This is a genomic window from Johnsonella ignava ATCC 51276 (genome assembly GCF_000235445.1).
In the GTDB taxonomy this organism is placed as follows: Bacteria; Bacillota; Clostridia; order Lachnospirales; family Lachnospiraceae; genus Johnsonella; species Johnsonella ignava.
This window is the reverse complement of record NZ_JH378829.1, coordinates 363,196-384,265: the sequence shown is the minus strand read 5'-3', so window position 1 is coordinate 384,265 and position 21,070 is coordinate 363,196. Positions and strand designations below refer to the sequence as shown.

The following is a 21,070-nucleotide window of genomic DNA, read 5'->3' as shown; positions in this document are numbered from 1 at the left end:
AATTACAGATTTATTTTTATATAATATTAAAAATGCAGCTTGTGATTAATGTAAATAATTTTAATATATATTTTTAGGAAGGGAAAATGATGAAGGTTTTTTTAACAGGTGCTGGAGGTTTTATCGGAAGAAATCTTATAAAAAAACTGCATGAACAAAATATTGAAGTTTTAGGATGTGATAATACCGGAGGCAGGGATGATATAAAAAAAATATCATTGCTTGACTATGATGAATTAAAAAAACAGATTGCTGAATTTCAGCCTGATACCGTAATTCATCTGGCGGCAATAGCTCTTGCTATATATGGAAATACAAGTGAAATATACAATGTTAATGTAGTCGGAACTGAGATACTTTTAAAAGTTTTATCAGAGGTATGTAAAAATAAAGTAAAATTAATTCTTATAAGCACTGCGGGAGTGTACGGAAACCAATCCGAGGAATTTTATCATGAAGATCTGCCCTTTAATCCTGCAAACCATTATTCATACAGCAAAATGGTTACTGAATATATGTTGAGACAGCATCCTGATTTAGAATTTACTATTGTAAGACCGTTTAATATAATAGGTGTAGGTCAGAGACAGGTTTTTTTAATACCTAAGCTTGTAGAACATTTTGCAAAAAAAAGTCGGGAGCTTCATGTTGGAAATTTAAAGCCTGAAAGAGACTATGTTGATATCAATTACTGTGTGTATATACTGTCAGAGCTTGCACAAAGAAATGATATGAAGCACAGTATTTATAATATATGTTCCGGTGTTGGACATTCAGTAGAAGATATTATAGAAATACTGGCAGAATATTCCGGTCATAATCCTGAAATAGTTGTTGATCCTGCGTTTGTCAGAAAAAATGAAGTTTGGAGGATGGTTGGCGACCCGACCAGACTGCTGGATTTTGTAAATGGGAAAAAATGCAGTGATTTTAGAAAAACACTGATTGATATGTATGAATATTCAAAAAATAATATGATATAGGGAGGCACAGATTTTATAATGAAGGCTGCAAAGATGCTTTTCTGTATTATAAATTTAGGAATATGCATTTTGGTATTCGGTCTTTTTATATTTAAAAAAGATTTTACCACTCCGCTTGTAGGAGTAACTGTTGATAAGCCAAAACCTGTTTTTAGTATAAAATCATTGATGGTAGGCAGCTTTCAGCATGAATATGAGGATTGGCTCGGTGAAAATTTTCCGCTCAGGAGTTTTTTTATAAAAGGCTATGATCAGATAATATATTCTTTCGGCGGTACTGTAAATGATATACAGCCCGGTAAAAAAGAGGATTTGCATGGCAAGATGTGGCTTAATGGTTATTTAATGTATGACATAGATGCTTCGGTATTGGAGCAGTATAAAAATGACCTGAATACTATAAATCAATATCTTATTTCCCATAATAAAAAGCTGTGCTACATGCTCTCACCTAACAAATCAGAAATTTATTCTGATTCGATGCCGTGGAATTATAAACTGATTGAAAAAAATACACAAAAACCAGCACAGGCAAGATGGAAGATAAGGAATCTATTAACCGAACTTGAGATTCCTTATCTTGATACTGCCGATATTATGTTTGATTTGAAAAAAAACGGAAAATATCAGCCATTTCCTAAAACAGGTATACACTGGAACAGATATGGTTCATCAATAGCATTAAATATGTGGATAAAGTTTTTAAATGAAAGAGGATTTCAGGTTCCTCAGATTCAAGCTGAATTTGATGAATCTGAAACACCTGATAAGTCCGATACAGATTATAGGGATTTATTGAATGTTTATATACATTCCAAGGGGGAGCTGTATCCGCATGTAAAATTTACTTTAGATATGTCAAAGGAGCCGGAAGTAAAGATTTACGCTATGACTACAAGCTATCATACCGCATTTATGGAAATGTTTTTAGAAAATGATATGCCTTTTAGTAAATATAAAAGGTTGTATTACAATCAGTATCAATCCTTACTTATAAGGGATCAGAATGGATTATCTGGTGATTTATGGATGAATGCAACGCCTTTTGATCAAATAGATTATTCTGAAATTATTGATTACGATATATTTGTCATAGAACATAATGCAGGTGAGCTTCCTGAGGCACATATAGATTTTATAAGGCGTTTTGCGGAATATATTAATAGCTTAAATTAACGGAGAGGCATAATGGTATTTTCATCAGTTTTATTTTTATTTATTTTCATGCCTGTAACCATAGGTATTTATTTTATATTGCCTAAACCTGCTAAAAATACATGGCTGTTTATTATGTCATTTATATTTTATGCCTGGGGAGGTATGGCATATGCACTGCTTGTACTGTTCTCTACAATTGTAAATTATATAACAGGACTTTTAATGGACAAACAGGAGGGGAGCAAGAGGAAAATCTGTCTGGCAGCGGGTGTGGCATATAATTTATTTATATTATTCTTTTTTAAATATTTTAATTTTGTAGTTGAAAATATTAAATTTGTACTCGGACCAGCCGGAAACAACATAAATCCCCCTCTTATACCACTTCCAATAGGGATTTCATTTTTTACATTTCAGATAATGTCGTATATTATAGATTTGTACAGGAAAGAGATAAAGGTTCAAAAGAACTTTATAAACCTGGGGCTTTATATATTACTGTTTCCGCAGTTGATTGCAGGTCCTATAGTAAGATATATAGATGTTGAAGAAAAAATATCTAAAAGAAGTGTAGATTTAGATTCATTTTCACATGGATTAAAAAGATTTATACTTGGACTTGGTAAAAAGGTTATAATTGCAAATGCTATGGGTGAATGGGCAGATATTGCTTTTAATGATATAAGCAGGCTAAGTACCCCTATGGCATGGCTTGGCATAGCGGCGTATACCTTACAGATATTTTTTGACTTTTCAGCATATTCCGATATGGCTATAGGTCTTGGAGAAATCTTTGGATTTCATTTTTTAGAAAATTTCAACTATCCATATGGTGCCGTTACTATACAGGATTTCTGGAGAAAATGGCATATGTCATTGACCACATGGTTTAGAGACTATCTTTATATACCTCTTGGCGGAAACCGAAAAGGAGCAGTTCGCACATATATAAATAATTTTATCGTATTTTTTATGACGGGACTATGGCATGGTGCGGCATGGAATTTTATATTATGGGGATTGTTCCACGGTTTTTTTCAGATTGTTGAAAAAACATTATTTGGAAAATATATAAGAAAACTTCCTGCTGTACTGGGGCATATATATACAATGCTTATTGTTATGGTCGGCTGGGTTTTATTCAGGGCAGATACTTTAGGTGATGCACTAAAGTATTGTCATTATATGTTTTCATACAATATAAAAGATATAAATATATTTTTCAGTGTCTTAGATAACTGGAAAATATTTGTATTGGTTTTGGCTGTTTTATTTAGTGTACCTTTTGCTGCTAAGATTAATACACTTCCTGTAATACAAAAACATACAACCGCAAAGAAGTATGCAGATATGGTGCTTTATACAATGTTATTTATTATATCTATTATGTTTGTATCAGGTTCAAGCTTTAATCCTTTTATATACTTTAGATTTTAGGGAGAAAACATGGAAAGTAAAAAAGGAGAGAAAATATATTTTTTGACAGGGATAAAGGGTATGTCGGCTATAGTTGTTATACTGTACCATATGCTGTCTGCTGTTTATCCTCCTATTATAAATAAAACTGCACTTATAAGACCTGAGAGCCTTTTCCTTACGAAGATAGCTATTTCACCTTTAAACATTTTTTTTGATGGGAATCTGGCAGTGGCCTTTTTCTTTTTAATAAGCGGATTTTTTACTGCAAAAGCCTGTTTTAACAGTAAATTGCATAATAGTGCCGAAAAATTTTTTAAGAGATATATAAGGCTTGCACCCTATATATTTATATCGGTTATGCTTATATATATAAGTATAAGGATAGAGATTAATAAAAGTCATGAATTTGCACAGGCTACCCAGTCCGCATGGCTTGCACAGTTTTATACGGTTCCTGTTAAGTTAAGTACTGCATTGGCAGAGGCACTGTATGGAAGTCTTATTTTTGGAGTATGCAGTATGAATCCTACATTATGGACTATGCAGTATATATTTTGGGGAAGTTTTTATGTTATTGGAACGACTGTCTTGGTTATGAACAGGAACTGGAAGCATAGAATACTTATATATACAGCTTTATCTTTTATGTTGTTTAATACATATTACCTGGGATATATTTTATCTGTTGCATTATATGATTATTATAATAATCGCGGCAATATAAGACTCTCTCGCTATCTCTATTTTGCAGCTTTATTTGTAGGATTATTTTTTGCTTCGTATCCGGCGGAATTTCCAACAGATAATACAATTTACAGTATAATGTCAAAGCTTCCATGGACATATCAGGTTCCGATGTTTTGGCATAATATAGGTGCGGCTTTGATTATATTTGCATTTTTTGGTATAGAAAAGCTTCAGAAGCTTATGTCATTTAAAATATTACTTTTTTTTGGTGATATTTCTTATGAGATATATATACTGGGATTTTGGCTGCAAAATACTTTATTTGCAAACATATTTTTACATAATTATAAAAAGGGATATTATGGACGGGGATTTTTAATTGCGGCAATTATTACATATATAATTCTTATTATATGTTCCGTCATTTTAAAAAAAGTCTATTATAATTTGGAAAAGGTATGTGTCAGTTTTTATAAAAATATAACAATATATTACAGGAATAGAAAAAATGAATATAGACGATGAAAAAATACTGTTTCTGGAACCTGTATTTAAACAGAAGATATGGGGAGGAAATAGAATAAATTCTCTTTTTAATTATAATATTGATATAAATAATATAGGTGAGTGCTGGGGCATAAGTGCACATAGTGAGGGAGACTGCATTATAAAAAATGAACCTTTTAAGAATATGCCGTTAAGCGTATTATGGGATAAAAGAAGGGATCTTTTTGGAAATTATAATTCACCTGTATTCCCGCTGCTTATAAAATTTATTGATGCAAACGAGGATCTGTCAATACAAGTGCATCCGGATGACATATATGCTCTAAGCTATAAAAATGGAGAACTTGGGAAAACTGAATGTTGGCTTGTACTTGATTGTGATGAAGATGCTTCGATTGTAATAGGTCATAATGCCATAGACAGGGATGAATTTAAAAAAATGGTTACACAGGATAACTGGTCTGGACTTATAAGAGAAGTTCCGATAAAAAAAGGAGATTTTTTTCAGATTAATCCCGGATGTCTGCATGCTATTAAAAAAGGCACACTTTTAATTGAAACACAGCAAAGCAGTGATTTGACATTCAGGCTTTATGACTATGGCAGACTTGAAAATGGCAAGCCCAGGCAGCTTCATATAAAGGAGTGTATGGATTGTATAAGTATACCGTTTGAACCTTTTAAAAATAATATATTATATTATAAAACCGCATTTGGTTATAAAATACATTATATAGATTGTAAATATTATTCATTTTATGAATATGGTATAAGCAATTCGGCTAAAATAAATATGCCGGGAAGCTTTAACTGTGTAAGTGTATTATCAGGAGAAGGGCGGATTGATGATATAAGTATAAAAAAGGGAGATCATTTTATACTGACTGGTTTATATAGAAAATTTAATTTATCAGGCAGCCTGAGACTTGCGGTTTCAAATCCAAATTAGTAAGTATTTAATGTATTTAATATTAAAATTAATTTACAATTTAGTTTAAGCTGTTTGTAATTAAATATATTCTATGATAGAATTATACACATAATTTTGAAGGAGATAATGTGAATGAAAAAAACGGCGTTAATAATGGCAGGAGGCAGAGGAGAAAGGTTTTGGCCGAAATCAAGAAAGAGTTTACCGAAACAGTTTTTGTCTTTAACAGGTGATGGCAGAACTATGATTCAGCTCACAGTGGAGCGGCTTATGCCGTTAGTCGCCCTGGAGGATATCTATATTGTTACAAATAGGGAATATAAGGATATTGTTTTAGAACAGATAAAGGGGATACCTGCTAAAAATGTCTTATGTGAGCCGTCATCAAAAAATACTGCACCGTGTATAGGGTTTGGTGCTATGTATATTGAAAAGCTATATAACGATGCGGTTATGTATGTTTTGCCTTCAGATCATCAGATTAAATTTACACAGATTTTTTTGTCAGCTCTTTCTGATGCTTCTGATATAGCAGTAAAAAACAGTAACCTGGTTACTATCGGGATTAATCCCGACTATCCTGAAACAGGGTATGGATATATAAAATTCAACCCCGGTATTACTGACGGACGTGCGTATATGGTTGACAGCTTTGTAGAAAAACCGGGGATAGATCTGGCTAAGGAGTATATTGCTTCTGAGGAGTATTTATGGAATTCAGGCATGTTTACATGGAAAGTTTCATCAATACTTAAAAGTATAAAGGAATTTATGCCTGATACTTATGAAAGGCTTAAAACAATACAAGCTTCTATGGATAATGTGGATAGTGAGAAGGTAATTGAAAAAGAATATTCTTTAATTGAAGCTAAGTCAATTGATTACGGCATCATGGAAAAAGCTAATAATATATATGTAGTTCCGGGTTCATTCGGATGGGATGATGTTGGTTCATGGCTTGCACTTGAGAGGCTGCAAAAGAGCAATGAGTTTGGTAATGTTGTAACAGGAGATGTAATATCAGTAAATACGGAAAATTGTATTATACAGGGAGAAGATAAGTTGATTGCAACAGTTGGATTAAGAGATGCGATAGTGGTTGATACCAAAGATGCAATACTTATATGCAATAAAGATAATGCAGGGGATATTAAGAAAGTTATAGAAAATTTAAAAATATGCAACAGGAATGAATTTATATAAAATAATAGGAGATTAATATATGAAAAAGGCGTTAATTACAGGTGTTACAGGTCAGGATGGTTCATATCTGGCTGAATTATTACTTGAAAAAGGTTACAGTGTTTTTGGGATCGTAAGGAGAAAAAGTACTCTTGATTACGGCAATGTGGAACATATAAAGGATAAAATTAATTTTATCTATGCTGATATGACGGATATAGTTTCACTTATAAATGCCATGAGAATATCCGGGGCTGATGAAGTATACAATCTTGCGGCACAGTCTTTTGTACAGACAAGCTGGGAACAGCCTGTTGCAACTGCTGATATTGATGCTATAGGAGTAACAAATATGCTTGAGGCTGTGCGTATTGTAAATCCTAAAGCGAGATTTTATCAAGCTTCAACCTCAGAGATGTTTGGACTTGTACAGGAAATACCGCAGACTGAGAATACTCCTTTTTATCCACGCAGTCCATATGGTGTTGCAAAGCTTTATGGGCATTGGATTACAAAAAACTACCGTGAAAGTTATGATTTATATGCATGCAGCGGTATATTATTTAACCATGAAAGTGAACGAAGGGGAAAGGAATTTGTAACCCGTAAAATAACTGATGCTGTTGCCAGAATCAAATTGGGTGTTTTAGATTGTCTTGAGCTTGGCAATATGGACGCTAAAAGAGACTGGGGACACAGTATAGATTATGTAAAAGCGATGTGGCTTATGCTGCAGCAGGATGTAGCGGATGATTATGTTATAGCTACCAATGAAACAAGAACAGTGCGTGATTTTGTAAATATCGCTTTTGAAAGAGCGGAACTTCCGATAGTTTGGGAGGGTGAAGGTGTTAATGAGACTGCCCGCAGAAAGGATAACGGAAAAATTGTAGTAAAGGTTAATGAGAGATATTTCAGACCGGCTGAGGTAGAGATTCTTTTAGGTAATGCTGCAAAAGCTGAAAAAAAGCTTAAGTGGAAGAGAGAGATTTCATTTACAGAACTTGTAAACAGAATGGTTGATAATGATTTATTGCTTGTTGAAAAAGAAATAAAAAATAATGCAAAATAATTCTTAAATAAAAGCATTTTTATAAAATTAACTGTACTTTATATATTATAATTATTCTGTGCAGGAGAGGATTTTCCGGGGAAATGAAAATTAGATAAATATATGGAGAATTTATGGATAAAAGGGTTTTTGATAATTATATCATATGGAAGAATTTTACCATGGCTGATAGTTTATTGAATGAAGAATTAGATGCAATAGAGGCTGATGAAGAAGCTATAAATGATAGATTTTATAAAGAGCTTGAGTTTGGAACCGGGGGGCTTAGAGGAGAAATTGGAGCCGGTACAAACAGGATGAATATATATACGGTTGCAAGGGCAAGCACGGGGTATGGGAGATATCTTTTAAAAAACAATTCTAATGCTAAGGTTGCAATAGCATATGACAGCCGCATAAATTCAGATAAATTTGCTAAAACGGCAGCTCTCTGCTTTGCAGCTATGGGAATTAAGGTATATATATGGAAAGAGATTATGCCTACCCCTGTATTATCATTTACAGTACGCAGTTTAAAATGTGATGGAGGCATTGTAATAACTGCAAGCCATAACCCCTCCAGGTATAACGGATATAAGGTTTATGGAAAAGACGGATGCCAGATTACAACCGGTTCTGCCGCTCAAATTTATAAATATATTAATGAAATTGATGCACTTAATTCTATGCCTGACTATAATTTTGATGAGGGAATTAAACAGGGGATTATAGAGTATATAGAAGATGATGTATTTAGAAACTATATCGCAGAAGTTAAAAGGACATCATTATTTAATGATAATGTTAATAAAAATATAAAAGTTGTATACACTCCCCTGCATGGCACAGGGCTGAAACCTATAAAGGCAGTTATGAAAGAAATGGGTTACAGCAATTTTTATGTAGTAGATAAACAGGCGGTTGCAGACGGTAATTTTCCAACCTGCCCATATCCAAATCCTGAAATTGGGGAAGTATTTAATCTGGGGCTTGAGATGGCTGATAATAATGGTGCAGATCTGATTATTGCAACGGATCCTGACTGCGACAGAGCAGGCGTGGTTGTAAAAGACCGGGCTAATTATACACTTTTATCAGGAAATGAGATAGGCATACTTTTATTTGACTATATATGCAAAAGAAGGCTTGAACTTAAAAATATGCCTGACAATGCACTGGTTATTACTACTATTGTAAGCACGGATATGATAAATCATATTGCACGGACATATGGAGTTGAAGTTATAAAAGTTCTTACGGGCTTTAAATTTATAGGCGAACAGATCGGCATGCTTGAAAATAAAGGAGAAGAGGAACGGTATATCTTTGGTTTTGAAGAAAGCTACGGATATCTTTCAGGTACTTATGTGAGGGATAAGGATGCGGTAAATGCATCTTTGATGGTAGCTGATATGTGTGAATATTACAAAAATCAGGGAAAAACACTTGTAGATGTTTTGAAAGAACTTTATGAAAAATACGGATTTTTCCTTAATACACTCCATAGTATAGAATTTCCGGGAGAATACGGGATGAAAAGTATGGAAAAGATTATGGAAACATTTAGAAAAAAAGATCCGTTTAAAGACTTTGGCTTTAACGTTCTTGAGGTCAGAGATTACTTAGAGTCCGTTTCAAGAAGCTTTTATGAAAAAGCAGCAAGCATATCAAATATAAAACTTCCAAAATCAAATGTTCTCACCTTTGTTTTAGAAAATAAGATCAGCGTAACGATGCGTCCGTCAGGTACTGAACCTAAGCTTAAGCTTTATTTAAGTATAAATGCGAAGGATAAAAAAGAAGCACAGGATTTGGAACATGATGTATATACTGCAATAAAGGAATATATAGAAAAATAATACAAGAACAGTTATAAAAAATATATCAATAATATATACTACATTTTTAAGACAGCAATTAAAGGAATATTAAAACATAAAATCCCTGAAAGGTATGTTAGATTCTATTACATATCTTTTAGGGATTTTTTATAAAATACAGATGTTTGGCGATATATAAAAAAACTCTCAAAATCAATATAGCGAATTTGTTATATTTTATGAAGATGATTTTGTGAGGGTGCTTTCTTATCCTATACCTACACCTCTACACATTCAACACTAAGTCCCCTATACCGGTTAAGTGCTGCACATACCTCCTGTTTTCTAGGCAATACCAGATTGCCGGTACGGTTTGTATATGGAAATAAAATCGCAATTCCCTCTCTGTCGATTGTTTTGTATGCCATATCAACCAAATCAGGAAGCGGGAGTTTTATACTTTTTTCTTTTGATTTATATGTATCACTGTTCTTGCCGGCAATAAGCTTATTTTCCATGTTTTCACCTGCAATCACTTTAACTTCCCTGTTTTCACCTGCAATCAGCTTATCCTTTATATATCCTAAAATTGCGGCTATGCAGTCGGTTTGTCCGCTGCCTGTAAGCTGTTCAAGATATGAAAGATCTATAGCTTCATCTCCATAAAGTATTGTATAAGCTCCTTTTGCCTTAAACGTATCCATTCTTCCGGATTTTGAAAATCCGGCTTTAAGAGGCAGCCTTTTTGAAAGTCTGCCGAAAGATTTATGGTCAAACTTCTTTGTAAGATCTTTATACATATCGGCTATCTCCCGGGCTTTGTCCGTAACATCAAAAGGAATATATTCATCCATCATTATTACTCTGTCGGCTATATCAAAATAATCGCCTGAGCCGCCGGCTATTATGACTGATGATATATTAAGCTCATCATACAATACTCTCGCCTTATCTATAAAAGGTGTTATAGGTTCTTTATTATCCGCAACAAGCTGCTGCATACGCTTATCTCTTATCATAAAATTGGTTGCGGAAGTATCCTCGTCAATTAGAAGAAGTGTTGCTCCGCTTTCAATCGCTTCCATGACATTGGCTGCCTGTGAGGTTGAGCCGCTTGCATTTTCAGTTGAAAAATTTGAGGTGTTATTTTTCCCGGGGAGATTATTTATAAAAGGACTTATATTTACATTTCTGATACTTCTGCCGTCCTCAGCCCTTATTTTTGAACAATCAGGCACAGTAATCACAAATTCTCGCCCGTCTCCTGCTCTATGGTTATATACACCTTTTTCAAGGGCTTTTAAAAGAGTGGATTTCCCATGATAGCCTCCTCCGACTATAAGAGTGATGCCCTCCGGTATGCCCATGCCCGTTATATTTTTGCCTGACGGAAGTTTAAATGAAGTTATAAATTCAGGAGGAGATTTAAAGGCTGTCGCTTCCTTCATAGGCTTTCGGGAAATGCCGCTTTCACGGGGAAGTATTGCAGAGTCGGCAACAAATGCGATAAGTTTTTTCTTTTTAAGCTCCGTCCTTATAAATTCCTGATCCGCTGTAAGTTCAGCCTGCTTTTTAAGTGCTGCCGAATCTATATTTTTATATATAAGAGAGGCGTTTACAGCCTTAGGAAGCAGCTCGGCAAGGATTTTAGCGGCGGCATGCCCCATTATACGCCTGCCTGCCGCCGGCAGCTGAACTTCAAACCTTACATCAATATATTCGGGATATATAATAACTGAACTTCTTTCAATGATTTCCTGACCGCAGTCAGATATATATATGCCTCCGCCTGCTCCGGTCGAGTCTGTATGAGGTACAAAACGTGAAACTGCCGATTTAAATATGCGTGTAAGAAAATCTGATGCCGATATAAGTTTTAGCTTATTATCAAGAATTTCATCCGGAAAGCCCGCAGATTTTCTGCTTATTATAATATGCATCCTTGAAGGCGGTGCATAGGGGTCGGGCTGTATATGGTCTATAACAAGTTTAAAATTATTAAATAAATATTCACCCTTCAGGGATTTATATGCGGCATAACTTTGCCTGTCCATTGACTTTAAGGCTTCATGCAGCCATGTGCTGTTTTTCAAAACTTACCTCCGTTTTCAGTCTGAAATTGTAAATAACAGTGCATTGCAGTGCATCTGCAATTACTGATATACAATTATAGTTCATTAAAATAGTATAATCCAGAAAAATCTTTTAATAAAATACGATATATAAAAGGTAAAATTTTAAGGAACATGCCGGAAACATCCGGAAAAGGAGGTTGTATACCAACCTCAGACTGAAATTTAAACTGCAAAAAACTTTAAAAGATATGCTTTGAACCTACTGTCCGAATTAACTGCACTAATTGCATACAGCCCTGATTTGTGATATACTTTTGATACTGTTTATATAAAACTGCCGCATAGATACAGGCTTTTCAGGTCGGATTTTAAAAATTATACAGGTATTTCAGGCAGTGTAAACAGCTATATTTATTACGGCAGGAGTATTGATATGCTAAGTGAAGATAAGATAAAGCTGATGACTGAGTTGTCGCTTTATGAAAAAAAAGAACATGATGCAATATTCGGAATTAACAGTTTTTTTAAAAAAGACTATGTTATAAAAAGGCTGCTTGAATCTTTTGTTTCTTATACCTTTTGCTATGGTCTTTTGCTGCTTATTGAGCTGCTTTACAGTGCTGACGGCATCATAAATACAGTTGATGTGATGCTTGTAATAGGAGTTTTTTACGGCTATATAATACGATATTTTGTAGGTCTTGTAGTCTTTGAACTGATTACATTGACGGTAGCTTTAAGCGTATTTAACAGGGCATTAAGAAAGAAAAAGGTTTATCAGGGAAAGCTTAAAAAATTACAGAAAAGATATGAATTTCAGGCTAAAAGCAGGGAATTGGGAGGATATAGATAATGCTTGATTTGCTGGTTCTCAGGGAAAGACTTAGGGCTTTTTATGCAAAATATGAACTCTTTATAACACCCTTTTTAAAATTTGCAGTTACATTTGCCGCTTTTTTGTTTATAAACAGCCATGCAGGATATGTTGAGAAATTTAAAAGTCCTTTAATCTATATTGCCGCCTCCATTATATGTTGCATACTGCCGTATGGAGTTATAAGCGTACTGCTTGCAGGCTATATGGTATTTAATATATTTAATGTCTCAATGGATATGGCACTTATTATGACGGTATTTATAATGTGCATGGGATTTTTGTATTATGGATTTAAGCCCGGCGACAGTTTTCTGCTTATAGTTACACCGCTTGCTTTCGTGCTTAGGGTGCCTTATATGGTGCCTATCCTTGTAGGTCTTGGCGGAGGCATCATATCAATAGTTCCTGTGAGTTTCGGAATATTGGTTTACTATATGCTTGTATTTGTTAAAAATAATATAGGGTCTATTGCAAACCTGAGCAATGTTGATATATTAAAAAAATACACTATGCTTTTTAACGGACTGTTTGCAGATAAGACTATGTTTCTTATGATGATTGCATTTGCCGTATGTATAATCATAGTTTATATAATAAAAAATCTGTCAATCACATATGCGTGGGGAGTTGCGATTGTATGCGGCATTATAGCACAGCTGTTAGTTGTATTTATGGGAGATTTCGTATATGGAATCGTAGTGCCGCTGACCACACTTTTAGGAGGTATGGCAATATCTGCAGTGTGTGCCGCAGTATATAACTTTTTTATATTTGCAGTCGATTATTCACATATTGAATATACCCAGTTTGAGGACGATGAATATTATTATTATGTAAAGGCGGTTCCTAAAATTGTAGTTGCAAGACCTGATGCAAAAGTACAGAAATTTTCCGCCGGCAAGACTGACAGAAAGATTAGGGCATGGCTGCCTGATAAAAAAGCGGATAAAGAGGATACCTAAAAGACTGATTAAAAAAGATTTATAGTAATTGATTTTGACTTTGCGATTCGACAGTTATAAACATCAGAAGGTGAGGTAAGATAATTTTGAGGGATTTTTTTTCAAATATACTGTCATATTTTCCGAGAATAACCATCTCAAATATATTTGAGATAATAATAATTGCCTACCTTGTATATGAGATTTTGCTCTGGATAAAAAATACAAGGGCATGGCTGCTTCTTCAGGGAATGGTAATAATACTGGCATTTATGGCGGTTGCAGCCATATTTCGTTTTGATACCATACTTTGGCTTGCAGGCAAACTTGCAGCAATAGCGGTTACTGCTGTTGTTGTGATATTTCAGCCTGAGCTCAGGAGAGCACTTGAACAGCTCGGAAGCAGAAATCTGTTTTCATTTATGTTTATAACATCAAGAAGCGCAGGGGCATTTACTGAAAATACGGTTGATGAGCTTGTAAAGGCGGCATATGAGCTTTCAAAGGCAAAGACAGGTGCTCTTATGGTGATAGAGCGTGAGGAATCGCTTGAAAATATAGAAGAAACAGGTATAGACATAGATGCGGTGATTACAAGTCAGCTGATTATAAATATATTTGAACACAACACTCCGCTTCATGACGGTGCGGTTGTGATACGAGGCAACCGTATAAGCTCGGCAACATGCTATCTTCCGCTTAGCGACAATATGAATATAAGCAAGGATCTGGGCACAAGACATAGAGCTGCAATAGGTATAAGCGAGGTTACCGATTCGTTTACTATAGTAGTTTCGGAGGAAACCGGCAGGATATCCGTTGCACGCAGCGGAAAACTTACAGGTCTTAATGATGCGCAGGAGCTTGGAACAATGCTTAGGAAATTATATGATGTATCAACACAGGAAAAGGTATTCTTTTTATTGAAAGGTATGACAAAGAATGAAAAAAAGGCTGACTAAAAATGGAGGCTTGAAGCTTTTGTCGCTTGCTGTGGCATTTATAGTTTGGCTTCTTGTAATAAATATTTCAAATCCGAAAGTACGGCGTACAAAGACTGTTGAGATAGAGGTGCTTAATGAGGATGCGGTTACTAAAAAGTCCCGTGTTTATGAAATAAGAGGCGGAAATAAGGTTAATGTGTCATATGATGTCAGAATACTTGATGAAAATAAAATAAAATCTTCCGACTTTAGAGCGTATGTTGACTGTAACAAGCTGTATGAGGACACAAACTCACTCTATGTCGTTGTTGAGGTGGTTGACAATAAGGAACTTATAATAGGCTCTCCCTCGGCAAGTCCCGGGGTTATCAATTTAGACATTGAGACGATACAGCAGAAAAAATTTGACCTTATATCACATGCCGAGGGTACTCCGGGCGAAGGATATTCGGTAGGTGAGATAAAGCTTGATCCGTCGTCAATTACGCTTACGGGACCTGAAAATGTATTTGGAAGCATAAGTAATGTAGGAATAGAGGTAAATGTAGACGGTGCCGTATCGGACCTTAGCGGTGAGGCTGTTCCAGTTCTGTATGATGCAAATGGAAACAGGCTTGAAACTGACACTTCAAAGCTTAAGTTCAGTATGGAGGGGATACATTATAATGTTACAATACTGGGCGGCAAGACGCTTCCTCTTAATTTTAATGTAGGAGGCAATGTGGCTTCAGGCTATAAATTTATAGGAGTTGAAAGTGCTACAAAATCAGTTCAGGTAACAGGACCGCCTGCTGAACTTGAAAAACTTTCATCAATTGAAATTCCGCAAAACGTGCTGAATATAGAAGGGGCTACCGAGGATAAAAGTGTGGTGCTTGATGTAAATGAATATCTGCCTGCGGGGGTTTCGGCTTCAGGCAGCAAGGATGTTATGATCACATTGAAGGTGGCGGCAATCAATAGAAAGACGTTTGAATTAAAGCTTTCAGATATAAGGCTTAATGGCAAAAACAGTGCGTATACATATGCTACATCACCTGAAATTATAACACTTGTAGTATCAGGTCTTGAGACCGAGCTTGCAAAGCTTAAAGCTTCCGATCTAAATGCGGTTATGAATATATCGGGACTTACTGAAGGCACTCATACTGGAAGTCTTGCATTCAAACCGTCAGGGAGTCTGGCAGTGGAGTCCTATACACCGTTTAATGTTATAGTAACGGCAAGGGATGAGACTCAGCCGGCACAGACATCTTCTGAAAGCTCCAGCAGTGATTCTCAGGGAGGCTCAAGTTCACAAAACCCCTCTGAAAGTGCTTATCAGGGAGAGACTTCACAGCCTGCCACCTCTGCTACAAGAGAAAGTACAACGCATAGGAGTGAGCCTTCGTCAAAAACGGAAACTCCTGCTCCTTCACAGACTGTGCCGCCCAGGGAAACGAGCTCAAAGCCGGAAACTCAGACAAGGCGTGAAAGCGGGTCAAAGACTGAACCCTAGCCGGAAGAAAATTATCCTTACCCTGATTCCGGAAAGAGTTATAGAGAATTATTTTGATAAAAAATGCAGCCTTAATCAGATATAAATCAGGTGTAAAACTGCTATAAAACCGAAATATGAACGGAATTTTATACCGGTAAATAGAAGTAATTCAAAAAATAAGGCAGCTACAAAGTAGTCAAGGGCTAAACTTTATACAGGTAAGTATCTGCATATGAAAGGAATATGATATATGGTCAGCCGCAAAATTACAATTATAAATCCCAGCGGACTGCATCTGCGGCCTGCCGGAAATTTATGCAAGGAGTCGCTTAAATATAAATCAAAGATAAAGATTAACTTCGGTGATAAAAGTGCAAATGCAAAGAGCGTGTTAAGTGTACTTGGAGTGTGTATTAAATTCGGTGATGAGATAGAATTTGTATGTGAAGGCACTGATGAAGAAGAAGCACTTGAGGCTGTATGTACACTTGCCGATGACGGTTTCGGTGAAAATGAATAGGATATAAAGCAGTAAAGATAATTTATTAAGCTTTAGCAATCCTGTATCAATAAGTGTCAAATATTTTTGACACCTACATCATAATATTTAAAAGGAGGGAATATGAAAGGGACGGGAGCATCTTCAGGCATAGGTATAGGAAAAGCGGTTATAGTGAATGATGTATTGCCTGAGGTTTTAAAAAGGTATATCGACGATGCGGACAGAGAGATTGAAGTGTTTATGGAGAAACTTGAAAATACTAAAAAGGAAACTGCCAGGCTTGCCGGGATACTTGAAGAAAAAGCTTCAGAAACTGAAGCACAGATACTTAACGGGCATGTACTGCTTATGTCTGATCCGGCACTTATTGATGAGATTACGGGAATTATTAAAAACGAAAAGATATGTGCGGAATCGGCGATAGACAGTGTATGCGGTAATTATGCGGATATATTTGCCTCAATGGATGATGAGCTTATGCAGCAGAGAGCGGCAGATATGAAGGATATAAGAAACAGGCTTATAAAGGCGGTTCTTGGTATAGAAACTGTGGATACTGCATTGATTCCGGCAGGAAGTATACTTGTAGCACAGGATTTAACTCCTTCTATGACTGCCGGTCTTAATCCTGAAAATATATGCGGTATAGTTACAAAATTTGGGGGCAGGACATCACATAGTGCTATACTTTCAAGAGCACTTGAGATACCGGCTGTGGTAGGTGCAGCTGATATACTTGAATATGTAAATGATGCGGATATAGTATGCTTTGACGGAGACAGCGGAGAGATCTGTATAAATCCTGATTTAAAGACACTTGCCGAATATGAGGGAAAAAGAGATGCCTTTTTAAGAGAGAGATCAGAGCTTAATTCATATAGAGGAAAAACTTCACAAACTCTTGACGGTGTGAGAGTTGAGCTTGCAGCCAATATAGGAAATCCTGATGATGCTAAAAAAGCACTTGAATATGATGCTGAAGGTATAGGGCTTTTCAGGACGGAATTTCTATTTATGGACAGAAATACGGCTCCAAGTGAAAACGAGCAGTTTGAGGCTTATAAAAGCGTTGCTCTGATTATGGGAGGGAAACCTGTAATTATAAGAACTCTTGATATAGGCGGCGATAAGGAAATTCCATATATGAATATAGAGAAAGATGAAAATCCTTTTTTAGGGTATCGTGCTGTAAGGCTTTGCCTTGACAGAAAAGATGATATCTATAAACCGCAGCTTAGAGCTCTTTTAAGGGCGAGTGCATTTGGAAATATAAAGATAATGATTCCTTTTATAACAGGTGTTGATGAGTTTAGGGCTGCAAAGGCGGCAGTGCTTGAGGCTATGAAGGAGCTTGACCTTGAAGGGATTAAATATAACAGAGGTATTGAGATAGGTGTTATGATGGAAACTGCCGCTGCATCAATCATGGCTGATGTCATAGCTAAAGAGGCGGATTTTTTCAGTATAGGAACCAATGATCTTACACAGTATACACTTGCGGTTGACAGGGGCAATACAAAGATATCCTATCTGTATTCAACCTATAACCCTGCCGTACTCAGGAGCATCAGAAATATTATATATGCAGGCAAAAATGCCGGTATAAGTGTGGGAATGTGCGGCGAGGCGGCTGCGGATCCGAAGATGGTACCGCTCCTTCTTGCATGGGGGCTTGATGAGTTTTCAATGAGTGCCTCCTCCATATTAAAGACCAGAAAAGCGGTTATGGGCTATGATACCGCATTATTAAAGGAGATTGCTGATAAAGCCTTAAGCTTTGCCACCGAGGAAGAAGTAAGGCATTATCTTGAAGGGATATGCTGATATATACAATATGTTATCTGGCAGCATTTTTATCTGACCGGATGCGGCTTTATGCCGTATCCGGGATTCTTTTAACAGGTGCTGCAATTTATTTATTTTATAATGAGGGATTAAAGGCGGGCAGTATTATTAATCTGAGAGGGCTTTTTTCATTAAGCTTTGTAGGCGGGCAGGGAATATCATGTTTTAAGCTGTCTTATTTGCAGGAAAGCTGGCATATAGTTACATGGCTTTGCTTTTTTCTGGGCTTTATATCCTTCTGGCTGATATTTGGATGGGCATGTAATAAATTCGGTTCACCCTATGCACTGAGAAATGCCCAAACGCCTGAATGTAACTTGATTAAAGATGAGATAGCTGAGGATAAATCATCTAAAAACGGGACGAATGACTATAACTCATCAAAAGACAAGACAGATGAATATAAACCATGTAAAGACGGCACAAATGAATCCAAGTCGTCAAAAGATGGGATAATGCGGGATAATCCGCTCAAAGATAACGGACCGGAGCATATGAGTATAATATTGTATTCAGTCTCGGTTATGAGCCTTATTTCTTTAATTGCTTTTATAATAGAGGCGTCTGTACTTAGATATATACCTCTTTTTACAAGAGGTGTTCCACATGCATACTCTTATTTTCATATATCCGGACTCCATTATTTTACTGTAATGTGTGTGCTTGTACCGGCACTTTCCGTGATTTATTTGCTTTTTGCGAAGGATATAAGTCTGATTGAAAAGCTGGTGCTTGTAATATCAAATCTCATATCATTTTCAGTGCCTATACTTTGTGTATCAAGATTTCAATTTATATTTGCAGTAATGCTTGCGGTTATATGTTTTTTAAGCATTAAAAGGGATACTCCGCTAAAGAAGACGGCATTGCCGGCAGTGCTTTTTATAATACCCGTGTATGTGGTGCTTACTATTGCAAGAAGTCATGATATACCCTACCTGAATTCAATATTTGAGATGAGATGGAATTTGCCTATATTTATAAGCCAGCCTTATATATATGTGGCAAATAATTATGATAATTTTAATAAACTTGTCATAGAGCTTCCTAAACATTCAATGGGACTTAAAATGCTTTTTCCGTTTTTTGCACTTACAGGACTTAAATTTATATTTCCTCAGCTTATAAATTTTCCTCTTTATACTACAAAGACCGAGCTGAGTACACTTACTATTTTTTATGATGCCTATTATGACTTTAATATAGCCGGTGTAGTAATATTGGCAGCAGCTTTATCGGCTGCGGCATATAGGCTTGAAAAAGCGGCTGACGGATGTAAAAATCCCATAGCCTTTATGTTTTACGGTCAGTTTGCAGTATATTTTTCATTTTCATTTTTTACTACATGGTTTTCAAATCCTACTACATGGTTTTACCTGGGTGTAACCTCCATACTTTATTATATATATAATTATTATGCACGGACTGTAAAGTTAAAAGAACTTAAGTGATAAAGAGTCTATGCTTTTCTACTTTCAGCTTTTTTAAGTTTTACAGGATATTAAAGGAGCTTAAGTGATGAGGTGATTTTATGAGCTCAAAACGAATATTGATTCTTTGCATGAATATATTGATACCGATTGTATCGGTTTTTGCGACAGCTTTTTTTGCAGTAGCCGCATTTAAGTATTTTATGCCGTTTATAATCGCATGGCTTATCGCCATGGCGGCAAATCCTGTGGTCAGGTTTCTTGAGGGAAGGATTAAAATACACAGAAAGCACGGTTCAATTATAATAATAGTTTCAGTACTTGCCGTGATTATAGGGCTGATATATATAACTTTCTCATGGCTTTTTATGCTTGCAGGCAGATTTATAAATATACTCCCGGAGCTTTATGAAACTGTAAGTGCCGATATAGCCAGTACTTTCAGAGAACTTTTATCAAGGTTTATGATTGACGGTTCCGATAGAACATATATGTTTTCGGAAATTGGCAGGAATATCAATGATTCGGCATCGGGAATTATAAAAAATATTGCACTTCCTACGGCAGGTGCGGCAGGTAGTTTTGTTAAAAAACTTCCGAATGTACTTGTTTATATTGTAATTACAATACTTGCATCATACTTTTTTACTGCCGATATGGATACGATCAAATCAAAGGTAGTTTCATGTATGCCTGTCGGTATTTTAAAATACAGGGAATATATAAGACGTGATGTAAAAAAACTTATAAAGGGTTATTTTGCAGCACAGCTTAAGATAATGTGTGTGGTAGGTCTTATACTGCTTGCAGGTTTTTATCTGCTTAAGGTGAAATACATATTTGTTGCCGCTTTTTTTATAGCATTGCTTGATTTTTTGCCTATATTCGGTACAGGTACAGTGCTTATACCGTGGGCGGTTTTAAAGCTTATATCTGCAGACTATATGTATGCATTCGGACTTGCTGCCATATATATAATAACACAGGCGGTAAGACAGCTTATACAGCCTAAGCTTGTAGGAGATTCAATAGGGATGCCGGCGCTCTACACTCTTGTATGCCTTTATATAGGGTACAGATGGTCGGGAATAGGCGGAATGATAGTTTCAATACCGATTGGTATGTTTGTATTAAAAGCTTATGAATATGGCGTATTTTACGGTATAAAGATGAATATGGAACTGCTTGCAAAGGAATTAAATAATCTGCGTAAAGAAATATAGCTAAACGGAGCAGCT

17 protein-coding genes are annotated in these 21,070 nt (G+C 35.8%); 16 read left to right on the top strand and 1 reads right to left on the bottom strand.

The window, feature by feature from the left end; translation table 11 throughout:
- Window positions 1–89: 89 nt before the first annotated feature.
- The 8 genes from HMPREF9333_RS01835 (at window position 90) to HMPREF9333_RS01800 (ending at window position 9,777) form a co-directional block, all read left to right on the top strand.
- Window positions 90–983 (top strand): NAD-dependent epimerase/dehydratase family protein, encoded by an 894-nt coding sequence (locus tag HMPREF9333_RS01835; RefSeq protein WP_050798087.1) that lies wholly within the window; start codon window positions 90–92, stop codon window positions 981–983.
- Window positions 984–1,001: 18 nt separating this feature from the next.
- Window positions 1,002–2,159: a hypothetical protein gene (locus tag HMPREF9333_RS01830; RefSeq protein ID WP_005539377.1), complete on the top strand. Its 1,158-nt coding sequence runs from the start codon at window positions 1,002–1,004 to the stop codon at window positions 2,157–2,159.
- A 12-nt stretch (window positions 2,160–2,171) separates the two neighbouring features.
- Entirely contained in the window at window positions 2,172–3,578 is a 1,407-nt protein-coding gene (locus HMPREF9333_RS01825) for an MBOAT family O-acyltransferase (protein WP_005539376.1), read from the top strand.
- Between the two features lie 9 nt (window positions 3,579–3,587).
- The gene (locus tag HMPREF9333_RS01820) at window positions 3,588–4,772 is read left to right on the top strand and encodes an acyltransferase family protein (protein ID WP_005539375.1); all 1,185 of its coding nucleotides are present in this window, start codon (window positions 3,588–3,590) and stop codon (window positions 4,770–4,772) included.
- Window positions 4,756–5,703, top strand: a complete 948-nt coding sequence (locus HMPREF9333_RS01815; RefSeq protein WP_005539374.1) for a type I phosphomannose isomerase catalytic subunit — start codon at window positions 4,756–4,758, stop codon at window positions 5,701–5,703. Before HMPREF9333_RS01820 ends, HMPREF9333_RS01815 begins: the two co-directional genes overlap by 17 nt.
- 114 nt (window positions 5,704–5,817) lie before the next feature.
- Window positions 5,818–6,888 (top strand): mannose-1-phosphate guanylyltransferase, encoded by a 1,071-nt coding sequence (locus tag HMPREF9333_RS01810; protein WP_005539373.1) that lies wholly within the window; start codon window positions 5,818–5,820, stop codon window positions 6,886–6,888.
- A gap of 19 nt (window positions 6,889–6,907) precedes the next feature.
- Window positions 6,908–7,939, top strand: coding sequence for a GDP-mannose 4,6-dehydratase (gene gmd, locus HMPREF9333_RS01805; protein ID WP_005539372.1), 1,032 nt, complete (start codon window positions 6,908–6,910; stop codon window positions 7,937–7,939).
- A 113-nt stretch (window positions 7,940–8,052) separates the two neighbouring features.
- Window positions 8,053–9,777: a phospho-sugar mutase gene (locus HMPREF9333_RS01800; RefSeq protein WP_005539371.1), complete on the top strand. Its 1,725-nt coding sequence runs from the start codon at window positions 8,053–8,055 to the stop codon at window positions 9,775–9,777.
- Window positions 9,778–10,016: 239 nt separating this feature from the next.
- Here HMPREF9333_RS01800 and HMPREF9333_RS01795 read toward each other — a convergent pair whose 3' ends face one another.
- Window positions 10,017–11,831 (bottom strand): ABC-ATPase domain-containing protein, encoded by a 1,815-nt coding sequence (locus HMPREF9333_RS01795; RefSeq protein ID WP_040882021.1) that lies wholly within the window; start codon window positions 11,829–11,831, stop codon window positions 10,017–10,019.
- Between the two features lie 415 nt (window positions 11,832–12,246).
- Between HMPREF9333_RS01795 and HMPREF9333_RS01790 the strand changes: the two genes are divergently transcribed.
- From HMPREF9333_RS01790 to ytvI, 8 genes are all read left to right on the top strand, one after another.
- Window positions 12,247–12,666 carry a hypothetical protein gene (locus HMPREF9333_RS01790; RefSeq protein WP_005539369.1) on the top strand — a complete coding sequence of 140 codons (420 nt, stop codon included), beginning with the start codon at window positions 12,247–12,249 and terminating at the stop codon, window positions 12,664–12,666.
- Window positions 12,666–13,652 carry a hypothetical protein gene (locus tag HMPREF9333_RS01785; RefSeq protein ID WP_005539368.1) on the top strand — a complete coding sequence of 329 codons (987 nt, stop codon included), beginning with the start codon at window positions 12,666–12,668 and terminating at the stop codon, window positions 13,650–13,652. Before HMPREF9333_RS01790 ends, HMPREF9333_RS01785 begins: the two co-directional genes overlap by 1 nt.
- A gap of 86 nt (window positions 13,653–13,738) precedes the next feature.
- Window positions 13,739–14,593, top strand: a complete 855-nt coding sequence (gene cdaA / locus HMPREF9333_RS01780; protein WP_005539367.1) for a diadenylate cyclase CdaA — start codon at window positions 13,739–13,741, stop codon at window positions 14,591–14,593.
- Window positions 14,574–16,073: a CdaR family protein gene (locus HMPREF9333_RS01775; protein ID WP_005539366.1), complete on the top strand. Its 1,500-nt coding sequence runs from the start codon at window positions 14,574–14,576 to the stop codon at window positions 16,071–16,073. The genes cdaA and HMPREF9333_RS01775 overlap by 20 nt, the downstream gene beginning before the upstream one ends.
- Window positions 16,074–16,305: 232 nt before the next feature.
- Complete coding sequence (locus tag HMPREF9333_RS01770; protein WP_005539365.1) at window positions 16,306–16,575, top strand: HPr family phosphocarrier protein; 270 nt, start codon at window positions 16,306–16,308, stop codon at window positions 16,573–16,575.
- 102 nt (window positions 16,576–16,677) lie between these two features.
- Window positions 16,678–18,381, top strand: coding sequence for a phosphoenolpyruvate--protein phosphotransferase (gene ptsP, locus HMPREF9333_RS01765; protein ID WP_005539364.1), 1,704 nt, complete (start codon window positions 16,678–16,680; stop codon window positions 18,379–18,381).
- Window positions 18,375–19,853 carry an O-antigen polymerase gene (locus HMPREF9333_RS01760; RefSeq protein ID WP_005539362.1) on the top strand — a complete coding sequence of 493 codons (1,479 nt, stop codon included), beginning with the start codon at window positions 18,375–18,377 and terminating at the stop codon, window positions 19,851–19,853. Before ptsP ends, HMPREF9333_RS01760 begins: the two co-directional genes overlap by 7 nt.
- A gap of 80 nt (window positions 19,854–19,933) precedes the next feature.
- The gene (gene ytvI, locus HMPREF9333_RS01755) at window positions 19,934–21,055 is read left to right on the top strand and encodes a sporulation integral membrane protein YtvI (RefSeq protein WP_005539360.1); all 1,122 of its coding nucleotides are present in this window, start codon (window positions 19,934–19,936) and stop codon (window positions 21,053–21,055) included.
- The last annotated feature ends 15 nt before the right edge of the window (window positions 21,056–21,070 follow it).

Excerpts from the sequence above, each read along its gene's own strand:
- HMPREF9333_RS01835 (WP_050798087.1), top strand. The coding sequence starts at position 90 with ATGAAGGTTTTTTTAACAGGTGCTGGAGGTTTTATCGGAAGAAATCTT.
- HMPREF9333_RS01830 (WP_005539377.1), top strand. The coding sequence starts at position 1,002 with ATGAAGGCTGCAAAGATGCTTTTCTGTATTATAAATTTAGGAATATGC.
- HMPREF9333_RS01825 (WP_005539376.1), top strand. The coding sequence starts at position 2,172 with ATGGTATTTTCATCAGTTTTATTTTTATTTATTTTCATGCCTGTAACC.
- HMPREF9333_RS01820 (WP_005539375.1), top strand. The coding sequence starts at position 3,588 with ATGGAAAGTAAAAAAGGAGAGAAAATATATTTTTTGACAGGGATAAAG.
- HMPREF9333_RS01815 (WP_005539374.1), top strand. The coding sequence starts at position 4,756 with ATGAATATAGACGATGAAAAAATACTGTTTCTGGAACCTGTATTTAAA.
- HMPREF9333_RS01810 (WP_005539373.1), top strand. The coding sequence starts at position 5,818 with ATGAAAAAAACGGCGTTAATAATGGCAGGAGGCAGAGGAGAAAGGTTT.
- gmd (WP_005539372.1), top strand. The coding sequence starts at position 6,908 with ATGAAAAAGGCGTTAATTACAGGTGTTACAGGTCAGGATGGTTCATAT.
- HMPREF9333_RS01800 (WP_005539371.1), top strand. The coding sequence starts at position 8,053 with ATGGATAAAAGGGTTTTTGATAATTATATCATATGGAAGAATTTTACC.
- HMPREF9333_RS01790 (WP_005539369.1), top strand. The coding sequence starts at position 12,247 with ATGCTAAGTGAAGATAAGATAAAGCTGATGACTGAGTTGTCGCTTTAT.
- HMPREF9333_RS01785 (WP_005539368.1), top strand. The coding sequence starts at position 12,666 with ATGCTTGATTTGCTGGTTCTCAGGGAAAGACTTAGGGCTTTTTATGCA.
- HMPREF9333_RS01775 (WP_005539366.1), top strand. The coding sequence starts at position 14,574 with ATGAAAAAAAGGCTGACTAAAAATGGAGGCTTGAAGCTTTTGTCGCTT.
- HMPREF9333_RS01770 (WP_005539365.1), top strand. The coding sequence starts at position 16,306 with ATGGTCAGCCGCAAAATTACAATTATAAATCCCAGCGGACTGCATCTG.
- ptsP (WP_005539364.1), top strand. The coding sequence starts at position 16,678 with ATGAAAGGGACGGGAGCATCTTCAGGCATAGGTATAGGAAAAGCGGTT.
- HMPREF9333_RS01760 (WP_005539362.1), top strand. The coding sequence starts at position 18,375 with ATGCTGATATATACAATATGTTATCTGGCAGCATTTTTATCTGACCGG.
- ytvI (WP_005539360.1), top strand. The coding sequence starts at position 19,934 with ATGAGCTCAAAACGAATATTGATTCTTTGCATGAATATATTGATACCG.